This window comes from Rhizobacter sp. SG703 (assembly GCF_012275445.1).
Lineage (GTDB): Bacteria > Pseudomonadota > Gammaproteobacteria > Burkholderiales > Burkholderiaceae_C > Rhizobacter.
This window is the reverse complement of the sequence record NZ_JAAZQK010000004.1, coordinates 23,895-47,334: the sequence shown is the minus strand read 5'-3', so window position 1 is coordinate 47,334 and position 23,440 is coordinate 23,895. Positions and strand designations below refer to the sequence as shown.

The window sequence follows — 23,440 nt, the reverse complement described above, 5'->3', positions numbered from 1 at the left end:
GGGCCCGATCATCCTGAGCTTGCCGAAGGACCTGAGCCTGTCGAAGGGCCCGATCATCCTGAGCTTGCCGAAGGACCTGAGCCTGTCGAAGGGCCCGATCGTCCTGAGCTTGCCGAAGGACCTGAGCCTGTCGAAGGGCCGGGCTGAGCCTGTCGAAGCCCTCGTCTCACAACTCCCCCGCCGCCGGCCGCGCGCTGTGCAGCTTGTGCAGCGTGATCTTGCGCACCTCGGCCTTGCTCGCCTCGATGTGCGTGCGCAGCATCAGCTTGGCCGCGTCGGCGCGGCGCGCGAGGATCGCCTTCAGGATCTTCGCGTGTTCGTCGTAAGTCGCGCTGATGCGCGGCGGCTGCGTGAAGTCGAGCCGGCGCACGATCCGGATGCCGTCGGTCACGTCGGCATGCACCCGCGCCATCTCCAGGTTGCCGGCCGCCGACACCAGCGTCGCATGGAAGGCCTCGTCGAGCGCCGCCACTTCGGCGGTGTCGGCCTTGCGCTCCTTCTCGGGCACCAGCCAGGTCGCCTTCAGCAGCCCCAGATCGGGCATCGGCTCGGCCGCGCACAGCCGGTCGACCGCGGTGGCCTCGAGCACCACCCGCAGGTCGTACAGCTCCTCCAGCTTGCGGAAATCGAACGGCGACACGCTCCAGCCGCTGCGGAACGCCACCTGCACATAGCCTTCGAGCTCAAGGCGGAACAGCGCCTCGCGCACCGGCGTGCGCGACATCTCGAGCCGCTCGGCCATGTCGCTCTCGGTGAAGCCGTCGCCGGGCAGCAGCACGAAGTCGAAGATGGCCGCCTTGATGCGCCGGTAGGCGCCTTCGGCGCGGGTCAGTTCGCGGGGATTGGCGCGCGGGGCGGTCTTCGTGGCCAGCGGTTTCATCCCAGCAAGCTTACATGGGCCGATACGACGCGCCAGCCCGCGGGGGTGCGCATCCAGGTCTGCGTCTGCCGGCCGGGCCGCGTGCCGCCGTCGCGCTGGAACTCGATGTGCGTGGTCGCGAAATCCTCGCCATAGGTCGTCAGCTGGGTGCGCAGCACGCTGCGGGCCAGCCCGGTCGCCGGCCGCGCCGTGCGGAACGCGCGGATCGCCTCGATGCCGTACAGGTTCTCGCCGACGCCGTAGCGCAGCGTGTGCGGGCTGTCCCAGAACAGTTCGTCGAGCACCGCGACGTCGTTGCCGACCAGCGCCCGCTCGTAGCGCTCGAACGCCGCCGTGAGCGCGGCCAGCACGTCGGGCCGGTTGATCTCCATGGCTCAGATCCCGGCCACCGGCGACACCGCCGCGCCGCTCGCCTCCAGCGCGCGGGCGACGCGCAGCGCGAGGTCTTCGCGCCACGGCGCGGCGATCACCTGCACGCCGATCGGCAGCCTCAGCTGGCCGTCCGGCCACAGCGGCGCGGCGACCACCGGGCAGCCGGCGTACGACACCGGCTGCGTCAGCAGGCCCATCGACGGGCGCGTCGGCATCGGCACGCCGTTCAGCTCGAAACGCTCGGCGCCGAGCGGCGTGGCCTGCACCGGCGTGGCCGGCGCGAGCAGCACGTCCCAGTCGGCGAACAGCGCATTGACGCGCTCGCGGTAAAGGCGCCGGAAGCGCTGCGCCCGCACATACCACTCGGCCGGCTGCAGCGCGCCGGCCATGAAGCGGTCGACCGACAGCGGCTCGTACTCGGCGGCGCGTTCGCGCAGCGCCGGCAGGTGCAGCGCGCCGCCCTCGGCCGCGCTGGTGACGAAGGCGGCGGCCCGCGCCAGCGCGGCATCGGGCCAGAGCACGCCGCGCGTCGCATGCAGCACCTCGGCCGCGATCGCGACCGCCCGCTGCGCCGCCGGCCCGGCGTGGTCGTCGAAGTAGCCGCCCAGCACGCCGATGCGCAGGCCGGTCAGCGGGTGGCCGATCTGTTGCAGCACCGGCTGCACGCGGGTGGCGTGGCAGCCGGGATCGAGCGCATCGGGGCCTTGCAGCGCGTCGTAGGTGGCGGCCAGGTCCTCGACGCTGCGCGCGAACGGCCCCAGGTGGTCGAGGCTCGCGACGAACGGGAAGCTGCCGCGCCGCGACAGCCGCCCGAAGGTCGGCTTCAGCCCCCACACGCCGCACAGCGAGGACGGCACGCGGATCGAGCCGTTGGTGTCGGAGCCGAGCGTCACCGGCACCTGGCCGGCCGCCACCGCGGCCCCGCAGCCGCCCGACGACCCACCGGCCGTGCGCTCCAGGTCGCGCGGGTTGCGGCTCGGGCCGTAGTGGCTGTTCTCGGTGGTGAAGCCGTAGGCGAACTCGTCCATGTTCAGCGCGCCGACCAGCACCGCGCCGGCCGCGCGCATCCGCTCGACCAGCACCGCGTCGGCGGCGGCCGGCGGCTCGCCCTGGCGCACCTTGCTGCCGGCGCGCGTCGTCAGGCCTTCGATGTCGAACAGGTTCTTCACCGCATACGGCAGCCCGGCCAGGGCCGGCAGCACCTCGCCGCGGGCGCGCTGCGCATCGATCGCGCGCGCCTCGCGCCCCGCCCGCTCGAAGGTGCCGTCGGTGAAGGCGTTGACGCGCGCGTCGCAGACCTCGATGCGGGCGATGCAATGCTCGAGCGCCTCTTCGGCCAGCATCTCGCCGCTGCGCACCGCGCGCACCACCGACATGCCGGTGGTCATCCCACCGGCGTGCGTCGCATGCCGCGCGGTCACGACAACCCCTCGTCCGACGGGTACGTCGGCCGGTCCCCCGAGGGGACGCGGGCCGGCTCGGGAGCGGCCCGGCGCTCGGCCCGCCTCATGCCGGATCCTCGGCTGGAAACGGTGCAGGGCAGTAGACCTCCGCCGGCTCCAGCTCGGGACCCAGCGGCAGCAGCCGCAGCGGCGCCACCATCGTGCGCGTGCGGGCCAGGTGCGTCGCAACGCGCGCGACCTGCGCATCGTCGAGCGGCAGCTCGAGCAGCCGGGCGCTGGCGCGCACGAAGTCCACGATGTCGGATGGCGTGGTGTCGGTCATGGCAGGAGACCTCCTTGCGCGGGAGTGCTGCAAGGACCGTGCTCAGCTCAACGAGGCGAGGAAGCCGCGCCAGCCGCCGTACGCGGTGATGTCGAGCGCGCTGCCGCCTTCGGCCACGCCGCGCGGCTCGCAGACGAAGCCGCGCTCCCGCGTGCCGTCCGCCAGTTCCACCGTGCCGAGCGCGAGCGGCGGGCCGACCATCTGCAGGAAGCTGCCGCCGTGCGCCGCGTCGATCTCCCACACCTCCACGTCGACCGCGCGACCCGCGTCGGGGCCGACATGCACCAACGCGGGTCGCGTCGGTGCGTGGCCGGTCAGCGAGTACAGGCGATATGCCGGCGCGGTGCGGGTGCGTTGCAGCAGTCGGCCGGCGCGTTCGGTCAGCTGCCAGTTCAGCGCCAGGCCGCTCATGTGCGCGCCGACGACGACCAGCCGCAGCGGCTGGGCCGGCGCGCTCGCCGCCAGCACCGGCGCGGCGCCGATCGGCTGGCGCATCGCGCCGGCGGTCGGCTCGAACACGCGCGCCAGCGTCGACGCCAGCCCGGCCAGCGCGAAATCGCTGAACGCCGGCCCGATCAGCGTCACGCCGGCCGGCAGGCCGTCGCGGCGCATCGGGCCGGGCAGCGCATGGGCGGCCATGTCGAGCAGGTTGACGAAGTTCGTGTAGTGGCCAAGCCGCCGGTTCGGCTCGAACGGATCGGCCTGCAAGTCGGCCTGCGTCGGGTGCGTCGGTGCGCTCGGCACCACCAGCACCGCCACCTGCGACCACAGCGCGAGCGCCTGCCGCTGCGCCGCGGCCAGCGCGTACTGCGCGTCGAACAGCTCGTGCGCGGCCGGCGCGCGGCCGCTGCGCACGATCGCCGAGACGGTCGGGTCGGCACCGGCCGGGTGGGTGTCGAGGAAAGCGCCGACCGCGGCGTAGCGCTCGGCCACCCACGGCCCCTGGTACAGCAGCGCGGCCACCCGGGCGAGCGGCTCGAACCGCACCGGCACCAGCCGGCACCCGCGCACGCGCAAGTGCTGCAGCGCGGCGTCGAAGGCCTCGCGGGCCTGCTCGTCGCCGAAGAACTCCAGCGGGTCGGGCACGCCGACCGCCAGGTCCTGCAGCGCATCCAGCCGCAGCCGCGGCGGCAGCGCGGTGCGGCTGAACGGGTCCTGCGGATCCGGCCCGGCGGCCTGGCTCGCGACGGCCCAGGCGTCTTCCGGCGTCAGCGCGAACACCGAGATGCAGTCGAGGCTGCGGCAGGCCGGCACGACGCCGGTCGACGGCAGCCAGCCCTTGGTCGGCTTCAGGCCGCTGACGTGGCAGAAGCCGGCCGGCACGCGGCCCGAGCCGGCCGTGTCGGTGCCGAGCGCGAACGGCACCTGGCCGGTCGCGACCACGTAGGCCGAGCCCGAACTGGAACCGCCACTCACATGCGCCGCATCGAAGGGGTTCGGCACCGCGCCGAACGGCGAGCGCGTGCCGACCAGGCCGGTCGCGAACTGGTCGAGGTTGGTCTTGCCGACGGCGATCGCACCGGCATCCACCAGCCGCTGCACCGCCGTCGCATGGCGCGCGGCGGGGCCGCTCGCGAAGCCCGGGCAGGCGGCGGTGGTCGGCAGCCCGGCCACGTCGATGTTGTCCTTCACCGCGAACGGCAGGCCGAACAGCGGCAGCCGCTCCCACAGCGCCGCGCCTTCGCCGCGTGCGCGGGCATCGCAGGCCTCGGCCTCGGCGAGCAATTCGTCGGCGGGGCGCAGCGAGATCCACGCCGAGGCCGCATGCAATGCACGCTCCTGCAGCACGCGCTCCATCAGGCGGCGCACCGTCAGGGTGCCATCGCGCAGCGCCTGCTGCAGTTCACGCAAGGTCCGTGGCTCGAGGGGCATGGGGGCGGCTCCACAACAGGGCAAGGCAGGATCGATCGAAGTGAATGCGATCTTGTATGCAAGTTGTGAGCCATGGTTTTCCCTCATGTTGCGCGGGTGCCGATACGCTCCTTCGGGGGTGTTTCAAGATGGCCCGGCGTGGATGCACGAACGTACACTTTTGGATTCACTCACATCAGCACGGCCACGCATGAAGGCGGTCTCCAAGCAGGTCCCCAAGAAGGCCACCCGGAAGGTCTCATCGAAGGTGCGTGCCAAGGCATCTCCGAAGACCGCCCCGCCGAGCAGCGCCAAGGCGACGCGCCGGCGCGCGCCGGTGCCGACCGCCACCGCGACCGACACGACGGTGACGCTGCAGATGGTGGCCGACGCCGCGGGCGTGTCGTCGAGCACCGTCTCGCGCATCCTGAACGGCAGCGCGAAGGTGAGCCCCGGCAAGCAGAAGGCGGTCGATGCCGCGATCGCGGAACTGGGCTTCATGCCCAACCCGGTGGCGCGCGGCCTGGCCGGCGGGCGCACGCTGAGCATTGGCGTGGTCACGCAGGCGATCGACAGCCCGTTCTACGGCGAAGGCTTGCGCGGCATCGAGGCGGTGCTCGGCGCGGCCGGCTACATGCCGTTGTTCGCGAGCGGCCACTGGACTGCCGCCGACGAGAAGAAGTGCGTCGACCTGCTGCTGTCGCGCCGCGTCGACGGCATGATCGTGTTCACCGGCCGGCTGCCCGACGAGACGCTGATGCAGGTGGCGCGTCGCGTGCCGACGGTGGTGACTGGCCGCCAGCTGTCGGGCCCCGGGCTGTTCAGCCTGAACTTCGCGAACGTCGAGGGCGCGCGCATGGCGACGCGCCACCTGATCGAGCTCGGCCACCGGCGCATCGTGCACATCCTCGGTCCGCGCGAGCACGCGGATGCGCGCGAGCGCAAGGAAGGCTACCGCCGCGCGCTGAAGGAAGCCGGCATCGCGTACGACGCATCGCTGGTGGTGCAGGGCGATTTCAGCGAGGCCGGGGGGCTGAAGGCGGTGAGCCACCTGATGGAATCGCGCAAGGATTTCAGCGCGATCTTCGCGGCCAACGACCAGACCGCCTACGGCGCGGCGCTCGGGCTGTACCGGCGCGGCCTGCGCATTCCGGAAGACGTCGCGATGGTCGGCTTCGACGACCTGCCGGGTTCGCAGTACGCGATCCCGCCGCTGACGACGATCCGCCAGCCGGTGTACCAGCTCGGCGAACTGGGCGCGCAGGCGGTGCTGGCGATGCTGCGCGGCGAAGCGCCGGCAGGGGAGCTGCCGCCGCCAGTGCTGGTGACGCGGGAATCGACGCGGCGCCTGCCTCGGTGAGGGACGGCATGCTGGCTTGGCTGAGGCGTCTCGCGAAGGGGGATCGGGTGCAGGCAGCGCCGCAGGTCGCTGTGACCAGCGACCTGGCCGACCTCGCGGCGTGGCGGGCCCAGGCCGACGATGCGCTGAAGGGGGGCGATCTGGCCGGCGCCGCGGCGGGCTACGAGCGCGTGCTCTCGCACGTCGCGGACGATGCATCGGCGCTGACCAGCCTCGGCTTCGTGCGGATGCAGCAAGGGCGCATGACGGAGGCTGCCGCGCTGCTGACCTCTGCCAGCCATGACGATGGGGTGGCACACGACGCGCTGTTCATGCTGGGATCGATCTGCGAACAGGCCGGCGACCTGGCGGCGGCGGCCGATCGCTACGGTCGCGCGATCGCCAGGGCACCTCGGTTCGACGTCGCGATCGCGGCGCTGGCACGTGTGCTGGCACGCGATGGCCGGCGCGAGGCGGCACGTGCGTTGCTCGAAGAGGCCGTCAGCCACGCGCCGCGATTTGCCGATCACCGCCTGCTGCTCGGCCGGATCGAACTGGACGAAGGCCGCCCCGAACCCGCGCTGGCCCACCTGGACGTGGCCGTCGAACTCGCACCCGGCGATGCGGACGCCTGGACCGCGCGGGGTCTCGCGTTGCGAGGCGTCGGGCGCTCTCGGGACGCTGCGGCGGCGCTCGAGAAGGCCGTCACGCTCGACCCGAGCCAGGCGCATGCGCTGCGGGAACTGGGCAACGCCCGCTACGGGCTGGGCGAGCTGCAGGCGGCGGCCGACGCATGGCAGGCATCGCTCGGGTTGGACGCGTCGAGTGCGGTCACCTTCAGCAACCTCTGCGGCATCCTGCTGCAACTGGGGCGGCCCGAAGCGGCGGTGCAGGCGGGCCGGCAAGCCGTGGCACGCGATGCGACGCTCGCCGGCGCGCACAACAACCTGGGCAACGCGCTGATCAAGCTGCAGCGGGCGCAGGAGGCTGTGCCTTGCTTCGAGAGCGCACTGGCCCTCAAGCCTGATTTCACCGATGCCGCGGTCAACCTCGCGCAGGCGCTGGGGGTGCTGAAGCGGCGCGACGAGTCGCAGGTCGCCATCGAGCGGGCGATGGCGATCGACGACGGCGCGGCATGGCTGTACGGCACGTGGCTGCACGGGCGCATGGTGGTGTGCGACTGGACCGGGTTCACGTCGCGATTCGATGAACTCGCCCGCCGCATCGACCGCGGCGAACGCGCGACGACGCCATGGCCCGCGCTGTCGGTGCCGCTGTCGGCTGCGCAGCTGCTTGCCGTGTCGACGATCTACTCGGCATCGAATCGATGGTCGCAGACGCCGCCGTTGCCCGCGCATCGGCCGCAGGCACGCATCCGCATCGGCTATTTCTCGGCCGATTTCCACCAGCACGCGACGTCGTACCTGATGGCCGAGCTTTTCGAGCGCCACGACCGCGAGCGCTTCGAGATCGTCGCGTTCTCGTTCGGCCCGCGGTCGCAGGATGCGATGCGCCAGCGCCTGGAGCGCGCCTTCGACCGCTTCCTCGACGTGCGCGACCTCGACGACGCACAGATCGCGCAACGCTCGCGCGAGCTGGAGATCGACATCGCGGTCGACCTCAAGGGCTTCACCGAGGATTGCCGGCCGGGCATCTTTGCGAGCCGCGCCGCGCCGCTGCAGGTCAGCTACATCGGCTTCCCAGGCACGATGGGGTGCGATTTCATCGATTACCTGCTGGCCGATGCGACGGTCGTGCCGCCGGGTGGGCCGATCCAGCAGGCGTGCAGCGAGAAGGTCGTCTTCCTGCCCGACAGCTACCAGGTCAACGATTCGAAGCGACCGGTGGCGACCTTGCAATCGACGCGTGCGGAGGCCGGACTGCCGCAGGACGGGTTCGTCTACTGCTGCTTCAACAACAACTACAAGATCACGCCCGACGTGTTCGACGTCTGGATGCGGGTGCTGCAGGAGGTGCCGGGCAGCGTGCTGTGGCTGCTGCAGGACAGCGAAGCCGCTGCGGCGAACCTGCGCCGCGAAGCGATCGCCCGTGGCGTGGAGGCGCAGCGCCTGGTTTTCGCGCCGCGCGTGCCGATGCCGGAGCACCTGGCGCGCCACGCGCACGCGGACCTGTTCCTGGACACGCTGCACTACAACGCCCACACGACAGCCAGCGACGCGCTGTGGGTCGGCCTGTCCGTGCTGACGTGTGCCGGGGCGACGTTTGCGGCCCGTGTGGGGGCCAGCCTGCTGCATGCGTGCGGGCTGCCCGAACTGGTGGTCGACCACTTGCACGACTACGAGCGGCTGGCGATCCGGCTGGCCACCGACCCGCAGCCCCTGGCTGCGCTGCGGGATCGGCTGGCACAGCGGCGCTCGACCTGCCCGCTGTTCGACACGCCGCGCTTCACCCGCAGCATCGAGCGGGCCTATGCCGCGATGATGCAGCGATTGCGTGAGGGTCTCGCGCCCGATCACCTGATGATCTCCGGCGATCCCGTCGACGCGGCTGGTAACGGTTCCACACGCAACTGACAGGCTATGTCGGCGTCATCGTCCTGATCGATCGAATCCATCGGCTTGCGATGCCGGCGTCCTGTCGGGAAATGTCGCAATTCGGGGTTGCAACCGATTTCACCCTGATCTCCGCACGGTGCGTTTCCTGCATGTCCCGTGTCATCGCGCACGCGCGAACAACTCGACACAGGGGCAGTGGATGCAGAAGCGGTTGATCACGAGAAGCAGGCTGGCGATGCTGGCAGCCTGCGTGGCCCTGGCGGCCTGTGGCGGGGCCAAGGACGACGACGCCGCGCCGGCGCCGAACAGCGGCGCGAACCCGCCCGCGCCGACGCCGGCCCCGTCGCCGTCGCCGGCCCCCGCCCCCTCGCCCACGCCCTCGCCCGCACCGGCGCCTTCTCCTGCGCCGGCTCCGGCTCCCGCGCCCGCCCCGTCACCTTCACCTTCACCTTCACCTTCACCCGCCGCGCTCGCGCTGCCGATCGAAGTGCTCGGTGCAGGCGCACCGGACGCCGCCACCATCGTCGCCACCGACCTGACGCTCGACGCCACTGCTGCCGCGCAGGCGACGCGCCTGTCGGTGCAATGCCACCGGTGCGGCTTCTACAACTCGCCCGAATACCAGGCGCTGGCCAAGCCGGTGACGAAGATCGCCGGCAGCCTGCGCATCGTCGGCGCGCGCAACGGCAGCGCCGCGCCGTGGATCGACATCAGCGACTCGACCGTCACGCTGCCCGACGTCGAGCGCTCGCACGGCGGAGTCAATGGCGGGCTGCTGACGATCCGCTTCAGCGTGCCGCTCGACGCGGCCACGCGCGCACGCCTCGTCGCGTCCGGCGGCAACCGCATCGAGTTCCGCTTCAACGGCACCGATGGCAGCTCCAACGGCTACCGCATCCTCGACCTGCAACTGCAAGACGACAGCGGAAAGAACCTGCTGGCGATGCCGAAGCAGTGGGCCGACATCGGCGCCGAGAAGACGGCCGGCCGCACCGCATCGGCCGATTCGACCGCCGGCCAGGCGCTGTGGAGCGGCACCAACCTGCTGATGAAGTCGCCGATCGTCGATGTGAAGATCCGCGCCGCGTGCTCGTCGTGCCATGCGAGCGACGGCCGCGACCTGCAGTACTTCAACTTCTCGAACAACTCGATCGTGCAGCGCTCGCGCTTCCACGGGCTGAGCGAGGCGCAGGGCAAACAGATCGCGGCGTACCTGCGCTTCACGCTGGCCGACAAGGTGCCGCACGTCGCGCAGGCCACGCCGTGGAACCCGCCGTACCAGCCGGGCCCCGGCCTCGACAGCAGGCCGATCGTCGAATGGGCGGCCGGTGCCGGCCTCGATGCGGTGCTGCCGGACGCGAAGTCCTTCGTCAACGTCTTCACCGGCAAGGCCGCGACCAGCACTGCCGCGGTGACGCAGGCCGAGCTCGATGCCGCGATGGACCCCAGTCCCGGCAAGGTGCTGAACACCCGCGAGATGCCGATCCCGCTGCAGCTGCCGGACTGGAGCGCCTGGCTGCCGATCGAGAGCCCGCTCGACATCTGGGCGCCCGAGGCCGGCCAGGCGCAGGGGTTGTTCGAGACCCAGGGCGACGACGGCTCGAACCCGATCAAGGTCGTCAAGCGCGTCAGCGACTTCCTGAAGGCCAACCAGAACCCGAACGGTGTCTATGGCGACTGGAGCCACCTGACGCCCGAGCTGCGCGAGCGTGCGCAGGCGTGGCTCAACGATGTCGGCGGCAAGACGATCGACTTCGCCGGCGGTGGCCGCGGCTCGCGCGTTTCGGGCGACCCGTCGAAGCCGTATGGCGGCGAAGTGGGCGGCAGGAAGCTGCAGGCGCTGATGTCGGCACAGACCGCGAGCGCGGCCAACCTGCCGGCGGCGTTCACGAAGGAAGCCTTCATCGAACGCGCGCTGTTCGGCGTGATCCGCTGGATGGGTGTCAAACAGTGGGAGCTGGCCCACACCCACGGCCTCGAAGGGCCGCAGGACGTGCTGCACGGCGCGCGGAATTCGAGCGGCCAGTGGGCCGGCGTGGGTGAGAAGCGCGGCTGGCCGTTCAGCTGGCCGAGCGTGTTCTACATGGCGCCGCACATCCTGTACGTGCCGGCGAGCGGCCGCGAGAACTACTTCTCTTGGGAGCCGCGGCTGGTGTCGTTCTACCGCACCAACCAGTGGTACCAGCTGCAGATGACGGTGAACCCGGGTTGGCCGGGAGCGTCCGAAGGGCCGATGGACTGGCCGTACCACATGGGCTTCACGACCGCGATGGTCGACGACCTGATGACCGCCAAGGCACCGGCGGCGGTGTCGGCCTCGCATCTGGCGCGCTATTTCCAGGTCCGCACCAAGCTCGCGCAACTGGCCAACACCAACCTGCCGTTCAACGTGCCGGACCCGGCCGATCCGACCAACCTGTTCAAGAACAAGGGGCTGCAGAGCAAGGCCGACCTGGCGAACCACAAGCTGGGCATCGGCGAGGTGGTCGACCGCGGGCCGGACGACTGGGAGAAGACGCGCTTCCGCCAACTGGACAGCGTGACACCGGGGCTGCACCTGATGTTCATCAACAGCTCGATCTCTCTCTACAACACGCTGTATGCGAACACCACCTACGAGCAGTGGCGGCGCTGCGATCCGAACGCGACGTTCGGCACCGAGTCGGAGGTCAAGTCGGGCTTTCGCTTCTGCCTGGATGCGAAGCGCACGCCGCTGCCGCTGAACGACAAGGGGCAGCCGCACCTGGTGGGCGGCTGGGTCGACTGGACGACCGAGCAGTACACCAGCTGGAGCGTGATCTCGGCGCGCAACCATGGGGCCGAGGCGCAGCGGCTCAAGACGTTCTCCGATTGGACGACCAGGATGTGGCCGAACTAGGCGTGCCCCCCAGTCGCTTCGCTCCTGCCCCCAAGGGGCGCCACCCGGCGGCCCGGCAAAGCCGGTTCCGCGGGCGTTGCTTGATGAACTCCTTGCTTCGCTCGGAGGTCAGCGATTCCAGCGGAGCACCAAAGGGTCCAATCGCCGCGCCGCGTCGAGCAATCCAGCGCGCGTCGCCGGGTGCATCGGCGGGTAAGGATGCCGCGGCGCATCGCATGCGATCACGCCGCCTTCCTTCATCAGCGCCTTCGCGCTCAGGAAGCCGCCCTGGCGGTTCTCGAAGTTGATCAGCGGCAGCCACTTCGCATAGGCCGCCACCGCCGCCTCGCGGTCGCCCGCCGCGAATGCATCGACGATCTGCCGGATGCCGTCGGGGAAGCCGCCGCCGGTCATCGCACCGGTCGCGCCGGCATCCAGGTCGGCCAGCAGCGTGATCGCCTCCTCGCCGTCCCACGGGCCTTCGATCGCGTCGCCGCCCAGCGCGATCAAGTCGCGCAGCTTCGCCGCGGCCTGCGGCACCTCGATCTTGAAGTAGCGCACGTTCGCGGTCTCGCGCGCGAGCCGCGCCAGCGTCGCGGCGCTCAGCGTGGTGCCGCTGACCGGCGCGTCCTGCACCATGATCGGAATCGCCAGCGCTTCGGACAGCCGCGAGAAGAACTCGATGCTCTGCCCCTCCGGCACGCGCAGCGTCGCGCCGTGGTACGGCGGCATCGCCATCACCATCGCCGCGCCGAGCTGCTGCGCCCGCAGGCTGCGCTCGATGCACAGCCGGGTGCTGAAGTGCGTGGTCGTCACGATCACCGGCACGCGGCCGGCGACGTGCTCGAGGATGGTCTTGGTCAGCAGCTCGCGCTCGGCATCGGCGATGACGAACTGCTCCGAGAAGTTCGCGAGGATGCACAGCCCGGTCGAGCCGGCGTCGATCATGAAATCGACGCAGCGCTTCTGGCTGGCCAGGTCGAGCTCGCCGCTGTCGGTGAAGGTGGTGGGCACCACCGGGAACACGCCCTGGTAGCGCGGCTTCTTGAGTGCGGTCATGGCATGTCTCCTCAGACGGCGGGCGGATTGCGTTCGAAGCTCGTCTGGTGCCAGTACGGGTAGGGCTTGGTCACCGTGCTGGCTTCGTCGAGCTGTTTCATCTGCGAGGCGCTCAGCGACCAGCCGATCGCGCCGAGGTTGTCGCGCAGCTGCGCTTCGTCGCGCGCGCCGATGATCACGTTCGCGACCGTCGGTCGCTGCAGCAGCCAGTTCAGCGCGATCTGCGGCACGCTCTTGCCGGTTTCCTTCGCGACCGCGTCGATCGCGTCCATCACGCGGAACAGCTGCTCGTCGGGCACCGGCGGGCCGAACTCGGCGGTCTTGTGCAGCCGGCTCTGCGCGGGCAGGCCGGTGCCGCGGCGGATCTTGCCGGTCAGGCGGCCCCAGCCGAGCGGGCTCCAGACGACGGCGCCGACACCCTGGTCGAGCGCCAGCGGCATCAGCTCCCATTCGTAGTCGCGGCCGATCAGCGAGTAGTAGGCCTGGTGCGCGACGTAGCGCGAGATGCCCAGGCGCTCCGACGCGGCCAGCGACTTCATCAGGTGCCAGCCGGAGAAGTTCGACACGCCGAGGTAGCGGATCTTGCCGGCGCGCACCAGGTCGTCGAGCGTGCGCAGCGTTTCTTCGACCGGCGTCTGCGCATCGAAGCCGTGCAGCTGGAACAGGTCGATGTAGTCGGTGCCGAGCCGCTTCAGCGAGGCATGCACCGCGTCGAGCAGGTGGTGGCGCGACGAGCCGACGTCGTTCGGCCCGGTGCCGAGGCGGAAGGTCGCCTTGGTCGAGAGGATGACCTTGTCGCGCCGGCCGGCGATGGCTTGGCCGAGCACGGTTTCGGCCGCGCCGGCGGAGTAGATGTCGGCGCTGTCGAACATGTTGAGGCCGGCCTCGAGGCAGATGTCGAGCAGGCGGCGCGCGCCGTCGGCGTCGGTCTTGCCCCAGGCGCTGAAGAACTCGCCGCCGCCGCCGAAGGTGCCGGTGCCGAGGCTGAGGACGGGGACCTTGAAGCCGCTCGAGCCGAGTCTGCGATGTTCCATGCGAATCTCCATCGGTGGGTATGCGGGAAGCGAGGGAGTGGGCGTCCCTCGTCCCCAATTTTGGGGGTAAGGATCAGGGCCGCAGTGTGCACTGCCGTGGGTAGACTCGGTGGCAAGAGGGACGGGGAAGGAACCACAAAGGTTCGGGGAGGGTGCGGCGCCGCGAGGCGCTGCCCTGCGCTGCGCGCGATCACCGCGCTTTCACGCCCGCCAACGACGATTCAACGGGAGTGAGCGATGGCAGAGGACCAGAAGCAGAACATCAATGTCGCGACGCAGCTCGAGTACGCGATGCTGCAGCTTGCGGCAGAGGCGATGTTCGGTGTGTCGCACACCGACTCTCCCGGGCAGAAGATCACCGCGGCGATGACCCGGGAGATGCTGCTCAAGGGCAACGACCATTCGAGCCGCTTCACCGAGGCGCAGGTCGACGCCTTCCTGCAGGACTGGAAGCTGGTCGAGCACCAGTCGAACACCGCGACCGGCTTCAGCGGCACGCTGTTCCAGTACCAAGGGTTCGACAAGCCCGAGCTGGGCTTGCACGAGGGGCAACTCGTGATGAGCTTCCGCTCCACCGAGTTCATCGAGGATTCGGCGCGCGACAACGAGGCCACGAACACGCTGGAGGTCAAGGCAACGGGCTTCGCACTCGGGCAGATCGCCGACATGGAGCAGTGGTATGGCGAGCTCAAGCAGCGCTACCCGATCGAGTTCAGCGATTCGCAGGGCATCGACATCACCGGCTACAGCCTCGGCGGGCACCTCGCCACGGCCTTCACGCTGATGCACGGCCCCGACATCCACCGGACCGTCACGTTCAATGGTGCGGGCGTCGGCGACGTCAAATCCGGAGCGGGCACGCTGAACGACGTGATCGACAAGTTCGCTGGCTGGCGGGACAACGGCAATGCCGACGTGTTTGCGACCGACGAGGCCAAGGCGCTGTACGCCCAGCTGAAGCAGCACTACAGCGGGACGGCCGACGTGACGGCCGCCCAGGCCAAGGCCGACATCGACCTGGTCGAGAGCAAGAGGCCCTACATTCCTGTCCTGACGCCCCTCGGCGTGCGCAAGGAATACGTTCATACACCGTTTGGCGATGATCTGGCACTGTTGAAGCAGGCGCTCGAGCGCATCGCCTCCATCGCGAGCATCTCGGAGACGGTCTTCTCTCTGACTGCAGGGGGCGACGATGCGATGACGATGTTCGACAAGCCGGCCAGGATCGTCGGGCTCGATGACATTGCAGGGCTCGGTTTGGACTACCAACTGGCGGTACTGCGGGCGAGCCAGCTGACCGCGCCGTACCGCGCGGACGAATTGAGAGGCGCCCTGGATGCCTATTTCGGGCGCAACGTGAAAACGGAGCTGCCGAACTTCTTCGACCTCTATGGCCAGAGCCCGCCGTCGGCCGTCTCCAACTCGCAATGGCACTACGGCACGAAGACGCCGGTGCTGATCGAGGACCAGCCGATGTACCGCGGCAACTACATCGGCGGCACGGCGCTCGCGTCCGCAGCGGCATGGGGCATCCGGCTGCTGATCGACAAGTACAACCTGAACGACTTCGGCGACACGCACAGCCTGGTGCTGATCGTCGATTCGCTGTCGTTGCAGAAGACGCTGACGACGCTGGATGGCAGTGTCGATCAGAAGGCGATGTCGGACATCTACGCGGTTGCCGGCAACAGTGCCGGGATTCAAGGCCCCGCGAACAACGACCAGGGCCAGAGCGAGGGCGACACGCTGGAACGCGTGCTGCAGTCGCTGGCCGACCAGCTCGGATTCAGCTCGAGCGCCTGGACGAAACTCAACCCGAGCCTCGCCGGCGGAACCTGGGCCAACGTGGCCGACAAGAACGGCGTGACCGGCCGGGCGACGTTCCAGCAGGATCTGAAGCTGCTGGTGGAGAGCGACGTCTTCAAGAGCCTGGTCGGCAAGGTCTCGCTGAGGCCGAGCACGGCCTTGTCGGGTTCGACGGTGAAGCAGCGCGCAGGCTTCCAGGAGATTGCCGCGCTGCTGACCTTGTCGCCGTTCGTGCTGATGCCGATGGCCGCGGGCGTGGCTGCAATGACGGCGCTGTGGGAAGCCGAGCCTTGGCGCGCCAGCTACCTGGCCTGGAAGGCCGACCAGGCGCTCGTCGCCGCGGGAAAGCCGGCCGAGACCTACACCGACCAGTGGATCGACGACCGGTTGACGCTGCTGTCGTACGTGGAACAGGTGAATGGTGCGAACAACCAGACCGGGACCCTCGACGACCTGACGCTGCCCATCGGTACGGCGAGCCTCTATACCTACATCGACCCCTTCACCGGCGAGCGGCGCCCGCTCGAGGCGAGCAACGTGCCCAAGATGCCGGACGACGCCGGAGCGGTCACGCCGCGCCCGAGCACTCAGTCGCTGATCACCTTCGGCGGCGATGCCAACGACGCCTTCATCGGCGACGAACTGGGCGATCACCTGTACGGCGGCGGCGGTGCCGACAAGATCAACGCCGGCAGCGGCAACGATTACATCGAAGGCAACGCCGGCGTCGATTCGCTCTACGGCGAGAAGGGCAACGACGTGCTGCTCGGCGGCGCCGGCGACGACTGGCTGTCCGGCGGCATCGGCAACGACCTGCTGAACGGCGGCGCGGGCGCCGACACCTACGAGGTCAAGGCAGACGAGGACGTCGACACCATCGTCTCCAGCGACGCCGTCGACATCCTGAAGCTGGGTGGCCGCAACCTCGACGGCAGCGGCACCGTCAAGAGCAGCGTCGACGGCGTCACCGTGTGGATCGACGAGTCCGATGCCGCCGCGCCGATCCTGTACATGCTCGACGCCAACATCGCCCAGCTGACGGTGGCGGGCTACGGCAGCACGGTGATCGTCAAGGACTTCCAGTCCGGCGACCTCGGCATCCTGGCGCCGGTGCCGACGCCGCCGGTCGCGCCGCCGCCGGCGCCGATCGACTTCATCGATTTCCTGACCCCCGACAGCTTCGACAAGTACAAGGCCTGGAGCCGGGGAGGCCGCCCGGTCGCCACCTTCGTGAACATCGCCGGCGGCATGGCGCGCGTGGAAGGCAGCTCGGGCAACGACCTGATGACCGGCGGCACGGTGGTCGGCACCACGGCGACCAGCCCGCTGAACTTCAACAGCACGCAGATCGTCGGCCGCGCCGGTGACGACCGCATCTTCGCGGTGGCCGTGCAGACCGAGGCGCAGGCCCTCGCCGGCACGCCCACGCTCGCTGCGCAGGAAGGCCCGGTCCTCGACGGCGGCCGGGGCAACGATTTCCTCGTCGGCAGCAGCGCCGACGACCTGGTCTTCGGGGGCGAGGGCAACGACCGCGTCATCACCGGGGCCGGCAACGACATCGTGATGAGCGACGGCGATCTGGGCCCGGGCTTCCTGTCCTTCGCCGACTTCAGCGCGACGGCGCGCCTGATGGGCGGCGCCAACACCAACGGCATCGGTGGAACGGGCGGAACCGTGCGCTACCTCGATGCCGTGAACAGCCACGAATACACGATCTACATCACGCCCAAGGGATGGACCGGCAACCCGGCCGGGGCCGGGGCCAAGCTGACGCTGGCCTACCAGAGTGTCGATCCGCTGCAGAACATCGATCTGCGTGCGTTCGCGCGCGACCAGCTGGGCACGCAGGTGCTGCCCGAAAGCAATTCGCTGTACGCCGCCGTGGTCGCGAACCTGGGCTACACGCCCGGCAGCTTCGACCTGGTGATCCAGGGCGTCAACCGCGACACTGGCAACGGCTACGGCTCGGACCCTGCCGACCCGAACCCGGCAACCCGGTTGCTGGACAGCTTCAGCACCGCGGCCCATGCCGGCAATGACGTGATCGACACCGGCGACGGCGACGACGTGGTCAACGCTGGCGGCGGCAACGACGTCGTGCGCGCCGGAACGGGCAATGACGTGGTGGCCGGCTACCAGGGCAGCGACCTGGTCCACGGCGACGCCGGCAACGACCTGCTGTACGGCGACTACCACGGGACCGGCGGGCTGATCATCGATCCCAACACCGGCATCGTCCGCGGCCGCAGCGGCCTCGACGGCAGCCAGCACGGCAACGACCTGCTGTACGGCGACGCCGGCAACGACGTGGTGATCGGCAACGGCGGCTCCGACATCCTCGACGGCGGCGACGGCGACGACGAACTGCACGGCGACGAGGCCGGGATCGATGTGCGCTGGGCCGGCAACGACAAGCTCGACGGCGGCGCCGGCAAGGACACGCTGACCGGTGGCGCGCGCGACGACGAGTTGCGCGGCGGCACCGGCGACGACGTGCTGTTCGGCGACGCCGATACCACCTACACCGCAGGCGCGGACCATGGCCGCGACCGGCTGTTCGGCGACGACGGCGACGACCGCCTGTACGGCGGCGGCAATGACGACACGCTGCTCGGCGGTGCCGGCAACGACCAACTGCTGGGCGACGACTTCATCGGCAATGTCGCCGGCAGCTTCCACGGCAAGGACGTGCTCGACGGCGGTGCGGGCGACGACGTGCTCGCCGGTGGCGGCGGCAACGACGAGCTGAGCGGCGGCGACGGCAACGACTGGCTGGCCGGCGAGGACGAGCAGGCCACCGACGAGGTGTCCACGCTGACCGGTGACGACCGGCTCGACGGCGGCGTAGGCAAGGACACGCTGATCGGCGGCAACGGCAGGGATGCGCTGCTCGGCGGCGCCGACGACGACATGCTGTTCGGCGGCGCCGGCAACGACACGCTGGACGGCGGCAGCGGCGCCGATGCACTGTCGGGCGGCGCGGGCGACGACACCTACGTGCTGACCCTCGACGGCATCGCGCAGTCGGGCGGCGTCAACGACACCATCGTCGACGCGAGCGGCAAGGACGTCATCCAGATGGATTTCGCGACCAACGCGGTGCAGGTGGCGCGCAGCGGCGACGACCTGCTGGTCGCCATCGATGCCACGCACGGCTTCGTCGTCCGCAATGGCGCGAACGGCGCGATCGAGCACTACAGCTTCTCCGACGGACGCACGCTGGACACCGTGCGGCTGATCGGCGAACGCCTGATGCAGGGGCAGGATCTGCGCTCGGGTGCCACCAGCTCCCGGCCGCTGATCGGCGGCGCGGTGGCCGACCAGCTGTGGGGCGGGCAGGACGACGTGGCGTCGACGCTGTCCGGCGGCCGCGGCGACGACTGGATCACGCTGGCCAACACCAGTGGCTCGGTGGTGCTGTACTCGAAAGGCGACGGACGCGACACGGTGAACGTCTCCAACGCCGGCCGCACCGGCGAGAACGTGTTGAAGCTCTCCGATGGCTTGCAGGCTGCCGACCTGCGGCTGCGTTGCGAAGCGGACACCTTCCGCCTGGTGCTCGACCTGGGGCCGGCCGGCGACCGGCTGGTGCTGGCCACCAACTTCCAGAACGCGCTACTGGACGTGCCGGTCGCTTTCGACCGCTTCGAGTTCGACGATGGAAGCTCGCTGACCTGGCAGCAGCTGCTGGACCGCGGCGTGCTGGTCGAGAACACGCGCCCCGGCCCGTTCTACTACGGCACCTCGGCGCCCGACGTGATGGTGGGCAGCGACCAGTCCCGGCGAATCGACGGCGGCGGCGGCAACGACGACCTGCGCGCCGGCAGCGGCAACGAGACGCTGGTCGGTGGTGCCGGCGACGACCTCTACCGCATCGGGCGCGGGATCGGCTCCGACATCATCGACGACACTGCCGCGACGGCTGGCGAGATCGACCGCATCCGCTTCGACGACACCATCGCGGTGAGCGACCTGCGCTATGTGCGCGACGGCAACGACGTGGTCGTGCTCTTCAACGGGTTGCCCGACCACCTGCGCCTCACCGGCTTCTTCACCAACGCCGGGCGGCAGCAACTGGTGTTCGGCGACGGCACGGTCTACGAGCGGGGCAACCTGCCTGTCGTCGCATGGCAAGCCCTGCTGACGGCCGGCGACGACCTGCTGCAGGTGTTCGGCACTTCGAACGACACGCTCGATGCGCTGGGCGGCAACGACGTGGTGCGCGGCGGCGCCGGCGACGATTCGATCCGAGGTGGCGACGGCAACGACTGGCTGGCCGGGGAAGACCAGTCCAGTCCGTTCGACTGGACTGAACTGAGCGGCAACGACACGCTGGACGGTGGCGCCGGCAACGACACGCTGGTCAGCGGCGCGGGCGATGACGTGCTGGTCGGCGGCGCCGGCGACGACCTGCTGTATGGCGGCTCCGGCGACGACACCTACGTGCTGCGGCGCGGCGACGGCGTCGACGTGATCAGCGACATGCTGGGCGGCCAGGTCGGCTACGAACACATCGTCTTCAGCGACATGCTGCTGAGCGAGGTGCGCGTGGACGACTACGGCGGCCGCTACACGTTCAGCTACGGCGCGGGAGACCGCCTCACGGTCGACCATTTCGGCGACGTCGAGTTTGCCGACGGCACGCTGTGGACTGCGCAGACGCTTGCGCCACACGCCACCCTCCATCGAGGAGGTTCCGAGGCCAACGACGAACTGTTCAGCTACGAAGACCGGCCGATGGAATTGCACGGGGCCGGCGGCAGCGACATTCTGCGCGGGCAGAGCCACGACGACACCTTGTTCGGCGACGACGGCGACGACTGGCTGCAGGGTCGACAGGGCAATGACCAGCTGGATGGCGGCGCGGACCGCGACATGCTGGAGGGCGGCGAGGGCGACGACCTGCTGCAGGGCGGAGCCGGGCGCGACACGCTGTATGGCGGCGTCGGCTCCGATTCGCTGTACGGCGGTGACGGCGACGACCTGCTGCAGGGGGCCGATGCGATGGCGGGCGACGCGGGTGCCGACCTGCTGCACGGCGGTGACGGCGACGACACGCTGACGGGAACCGCCGGCGCCGACGGCAACGGAGGCCGTCTGTTTGGCGATGCGGGCGACGACCGCCTGCAAGGCAGTGCCGGTGCCGATTGGCTCGATGGTGGCGACGGCAACGACGCGATCTACGGCGTCGGCGAAGGCAGTGGTGTCGACACGGTCGTTGGCGGGCACGGCGACGACAGCATCTCGCTCACCAACCTGCAGTCCGCCGACCTGGTGTTCTCGCAGGGTGACGGCCATGACCTGGTGACCGATGTGCAGTACGTGGGAGGCATCGGCAGCACCGGGGCTGCGTCGCGCTGGCGTGTCGCGTTCGACGCCAGCGTGGCCGCCGCGTCGGTGCACGTGGTGGGCATCGAGGCGACGGTGCTGCAGAACACGGCCGGCGAGGGCATGAAGCTGACGCTGGCCTACGGCACGCAAGGCGACACGGTGTCGTTCGCGCTCAGCTACCGCGCGATCGAGTTCCAGCTGCAGAGCCCGACGCTGAACTTCACGTTCGCCGACGGCACGACGCGCAGCCTGGCCGACCTGATGCCCTCGTTGCAGAACGTGCCGGTCTACGGCGGCGCCGGCGACGACCACCTGTGGAGCGCCGGCACCTTCAGCCTCAATTCGAGCGGCCGCTGGCAGGTGCTGTCATCCGGCAGCACGCTGACCGGCGGGCAGGGCAACGACACGCTGGTCGGGCTGGAAGGCAACGACACCTACGTGTTCAACCGCGGCGACGGCAACGACGTGGTGCGCGACTACGGCGGCACCGACACCTTCCGCTTCGGTGCCGGCATCCGTCCCGAGGACCTGTCGCTGCGTGTCGAGACCTACCGCGTCTGGGACTTCTATTCCGAGCGCGTCATCGAGATCAACCAGGGCGGCGGGCAGATTCGCCTTGGCGCCATCTCGGGCAGCGACGACGCCTACGACATGAGCGCGATCACGAAGCTGCCGGGCTACAGCTTCGGCACCATCGATTCGTTCCGCTTCGACGACGGCACCGTGCTGACGATGGACCAGCTCGTCGCGCGCGTCGGCGCCTTCAACGTGGTGGCCGATTCGCAGTACGGCTACATGGTGGGCACCGAGCAGAGCGATCGCTTCGAGGGCGGCGTGGGCATGCAGGCGATGCAGGGCAAGGGCGGCGCGGACACCTACGTGTTCAAGCGCGGCGACTCGCAGTGGCTCGGGACCGACCCGCTGCAGTCCAGCGATGTCGACCGCATCGCCGACACCTCGACCGGCAACGTCCTCGAGTTCGGCGCCGGCATCGCCATGTCGGACCTGCGCTTCACGCGCCAGGACTCGACGCTGGTGGTCGAGGTGCTGGGCGGCGCGGTGAAGGACGCGTTCATGGTCTACGACTACTTCACCAATCCGCAGATGTTCTCGCTGCTGCGCTTTGCCGACGGCAGCACCGTCGACGTCTCGCAGGGCATTCGCGTGCCGCTGCTCGGCACGGCCGGCGACGATGTGATGAATGGCACCGCGGTTGCCGATTACTTCGACGGTGGCGCCGGCAACGACCAGCTCAATGGCAAGGCCGGCCGCGACTGGCTGCAGGGCGGCAGCGGCAACGACCGCCTGGACGGCGGCGCCGATGCCGACGACCTGGCCGGCGGCAGCGGCGACGACACCTACATCGTCGACAACGCGGGCGATCTCGTCACCGAGGCGACGGGCGAAGGCACCGACAGCGTGCAGGCCAGCGTCAGCTACACGCTGTCGGCCAACGTCGAGAACCTGACGCTCGCGACCGGCAACACCGGCTTGTCCGCCACCGGCAACGGCGGGGCGAACACACTCACCGGCAACGCCGGCGCGAACAGGCTGGATGGAGGGCAGGGCGCCGACACGATGATCGGCGGGGCCGGCAACGACACCTACGTGCTCGACGACATCGGCGACCGCATCACCGAGGCTTCCGGCGGCGGCACCGACACCGTCGAATCGTGGATCAACTGGACGCTGACCAGCGAGCTGGAGAAGCTGACGCTGCTCGGCAGCCAGAACCTCACCGCCACCGGCAACTCGGTGGCCAACACGCTGACCGGCAATGCCGGCAACAACGTGCTGGACGGTGCGGGTGGCGTCGACACGATGATCGGCGGTGCAGGCGACGACACCTACGCCGTCGACGTGTCGGGCGAGACCATCGCCGAGGTGGCCGGCCAGGGCATCGACACGGTCAACAGCCAGGTGAGCATCACGACGGCGCTGTGGAGCAACGTCGAGAACCTGAACCTGCTCGGCAGCGGCAACCTGACCGGCCTGGGCAACGAGCTGGACAACCTGCTGTTCGGCAACAGCGGAGCAAACACGCTGAGCGGAGCCGCCGGCAACGACACCTACTATGGCGGCGGCGGCAACGACACGCTGAGCGACACGGCCAGCTCGAACGACGTCTACCGGTGGGGCCGCGGTGACGGGCAGGACACGATCACCGACGCAGGCGGCACCGACCGCATCGAGATCGCCTCCGGCATCAGCGCGGCGCAGCTCACGCAGACGCGCAGTGGCAACAACCTGGTGCTGGGCATCAGCGGCGTCACGACCGACAAGCTGACGATCACGAATTACTACGTCGGCACGGCCAACAAGATCGAGACGATCAAGCTGGCCGACGGCACGACGGTGCCGATCACCGTGACCGCACTCGCCACGAGCGCGCCGACCGAGAAGGCCATGCCCGTCAGCGTGCCCACGGCGGTGGTCGCGGCCTGGGCGACGTTGGATGTGGTCATGCGGATCGCCGAGCCTGCGCGCGAGGGCCTGCCGACGCCGATCGCCGCGGCGCAGACCGGTGCGGCTCACGACCTGTCCGGCCCGGGCCTGGCGCTGAGCCGCGACGCGGTCCTGTGGAGGCGCGAGCATGCCCTCTGAGCTGCGGGCGGTACATGCATACCTTCTGCACAGTTGATTTCTAGACTCGCCCGAACGACGCCACCT

At 69.8% G+C, this 23,440-nt stretch carries 11 protein-coding genes; 4 read left to right on the top strand and 7 right to left on the bottom strand.

Translation table 11 applies throughout. The annotated features are described in order from the left end of the window. Positions 1–166 precede the first annotated feature (166 nt). The 5 genes from FHT26_RS08385 to atzF form a co-directional block, all read right to left on the bottom strand. Entirely contained in the window at positions 167–880 is a 714-nt protein-coding gene (locus tag FHT26_RS08385) for a GntR family transcriptional regulator (RefSeq protein WP_056817425.1), read from the bottom strand. Next, entirely contained in the window at positions 877–1,251 is a 375-nt protein-coding gene (gene hpxZ, locus FHT26_RS08380; RefSeq protein ID WP_168559701.1) for an oxalurate catabolism protein HpxZ, read from the bottom strand. The genes FHT26_RS08385 and hpxZ overlap by 4 nt, the downstream gene beginning before the upstream one ends. Positions 1,252–1,254: 3 nt before the next feature. Continuing rightward, complete coding sequence (locus FHT26_RS08375; RefSeq protein ID WP_168560109.1) at positions 1,255–2,640, bottom strand: AtzE family amidohydrolase; 1,386 nt, start codon at positions 2,638–2,640, stop codon at positions 1,255–1,257. A 118-nt stretch (positions 2,641–2,758) separates the two neighbouring features. Next, entirely contained in the window at positions 2,759–2,977 is a 219-nt protein-coding gene (locus FHT26_RS08370; protein ID WP_168559700.1) for a DUF4089 domain-containing protein, read from the bottom strand. A gap of 42 nt (positions 2,978–3,019) precedes the next feature. Next, a complete protein-coding gene (gene atzF / locus FHT26_RS08365) occupies positions 3,020–4,849 on the bottom strand; it encodes an allophanate hydrolase (protein WP_168559699.1) in 1,830 nt (609 codons plus the stop codon). A 190-nt stretch (positions 4,850–5,039) separates the two neighbouring features. Between atzF and FHT26_RS08360 the strand changes: the two genes are divergently transcribed. The 3 genes from FHT26_RS08360 (at position 5,040) to FHT26_RS08350 (ending at position 11,561) form a co-directional block, all read left to right on the top strand. Next, a complete protein-coding gene (locus tag FHT26_RS08360) occupies positions 5,040–6,188 on the top strand; it encodes a LacI family DNA-binding transcriptional regulator (RefSeq protein WP_246867801.1) in 1,149 nt (382 codons plus the stop codon). A gap of 71 nt (positions 6,189–6,259) precedes the next feature. Further along, positions 6,260–8,701, top strand: coding sequence for an O-linked N-acetylglucosamine transferase family protein (locus FHT26_RS08355; protein ID WP_168559698.1), 2,442 nt, complete (start codon positions 6,260–6,262; stop codon positions 8,699–8,701). A 217-nt stretch (positions 8,702–8,918) separates the two neighbouring features. Further along, entirely contained in the window at positions 8,919–11,561 is a 2,643-nt protein-coding gene (locus FHT26_RS08350) for a hypothetical protein (protein ID WP_168559682.1), read from the top strand. A gap of 108 nt (positions 11,562–11,669) precedes the next feature. Here the strand turns inward: FHT26_RS08350 and FHT26_RS08345 are convergent, their stop codons facing one another. Together FHT26_RS08345 and FHT26_RS08340 are read right to left on the bottom strand one after the other, a co-directional pair. Continuing rightward, positions 11,670–12,599 carry a dihydrodipicolinate synthase family protein gene (locus FHT26_RS08345; protein WP_168559697.1) on the bottom strand — a complete coding sequence of 310 codons (930 nt, stop codon included), beginning with the start codon at positions 12,597–12,599 and terminating at the stop codon, positions 11,670–11,672. A gap of 11 nt (positions 12,600–12,610) precedes the next feature. Then, a complete protein-coding gene (locus FHT26_RS08340; RefSeq protein ID WP_168559696.1) occupies positions 12,611–13,633 on the bottom strand; it encodes an aldo/keto reductase in 1,023 nt (340 codons plus the stop codon). 237 nt (positions 13,634–13,870) lie between these two features. Between FHT26_RS08340 and FHT26_RS29505 the strand changes: the two genes are divergently transcribed. Beyond that, positions 13,871–23,374, top strand: coding sequence for a calcium-binding protein (locus tag FHT26_RS29505; RefSeq protein WP_210427306.1), 9,504 nt, complete (start codon positions 13,871–13,873; stop codon positions 23,372–23,374). The last annotated feature ends 66 nt before the right edge of the window (positions 23,375–23,440 follow it).

What these genes read in the sequence shown, in the direction of transcription:
- FHT26_RS08370 (WP_168559700.1), bottom strand. Translation starts at nt 2,977, where the DNA reads ATGACCGACACCACGCCATCCGACATCGTGGACTTCGTGCGCGCCAGC.
- FHT26_RS08345 (WP_168559697.1), bottom strand. Translation starts at nt 12,599, where the DNA reads ATGACCGCACTCAAGAAGCCGCGCTACCAGGGCGTGTTCCCGGTGGTG.
- FHT26_RS08350 (WP_168559682.1), top strand. Translation starts at nt 8,919, where the DNA reads ATGCTGGCAGCCTGCGTGGCCCTGGCGGCCTGTGGCGGGGCCAAGGAC.
- FHT26_RS08340 (WP_168559696.1), bottom strand. Translation starts at nt 13,633, where the DNA reads ATGGAACATCGCAGACTCGGCTCGAGCGGCTTCAAGGTCCCCGTCCTC.
- atzF (WP_168559699.1), bottom strand. Translation starts at nt 4,849, where the DNA reads ATGCCCCTCGAGCCACGGACCTTGCGTGAACTGCAGCAGGCGCTGCGC.
- FHT26_RS08375 (WP_168560109.1), bottom strand. Translation starts at nt 2,640, where the DNA reads ATGACCACCGGCATGTCGGTGGTGCGCGCGGTGCGCAGCGGCGAGATG.
- FHT26_RS29505 (WP_210427306.1), top strand. Translation starts at nt 13,871, where the DNA reads ATGGCAGAGGACCAGAAGCAGAACATCAATGTCGCGACGCAGCTCGAG.
- FHT26_RS08385 (WP_056817425.1), bottom strand. Translation starts at nt 880, where the DNA reads ATGAAACCGCTGGCCACGAAGACCGCCCCGCGCGCCAATCCCCGCGAA.
- hpxZ (WP_168559701.1), bottom strand. Translation starts at nt 1,251, where the DNA reads ATGGAGATCAACCGGCCCGACGTGCTGGCCGCGCTCACGGCGGCGTTC.
- FHT26_RS08360 (WP_246867801.1), top strand. Translation starts at nt 5,040, where the DNA reads ATGAAGGCGGTCTCCAAGCAGGTCCCCAAGAAGGCCACCCGGAAGGTC.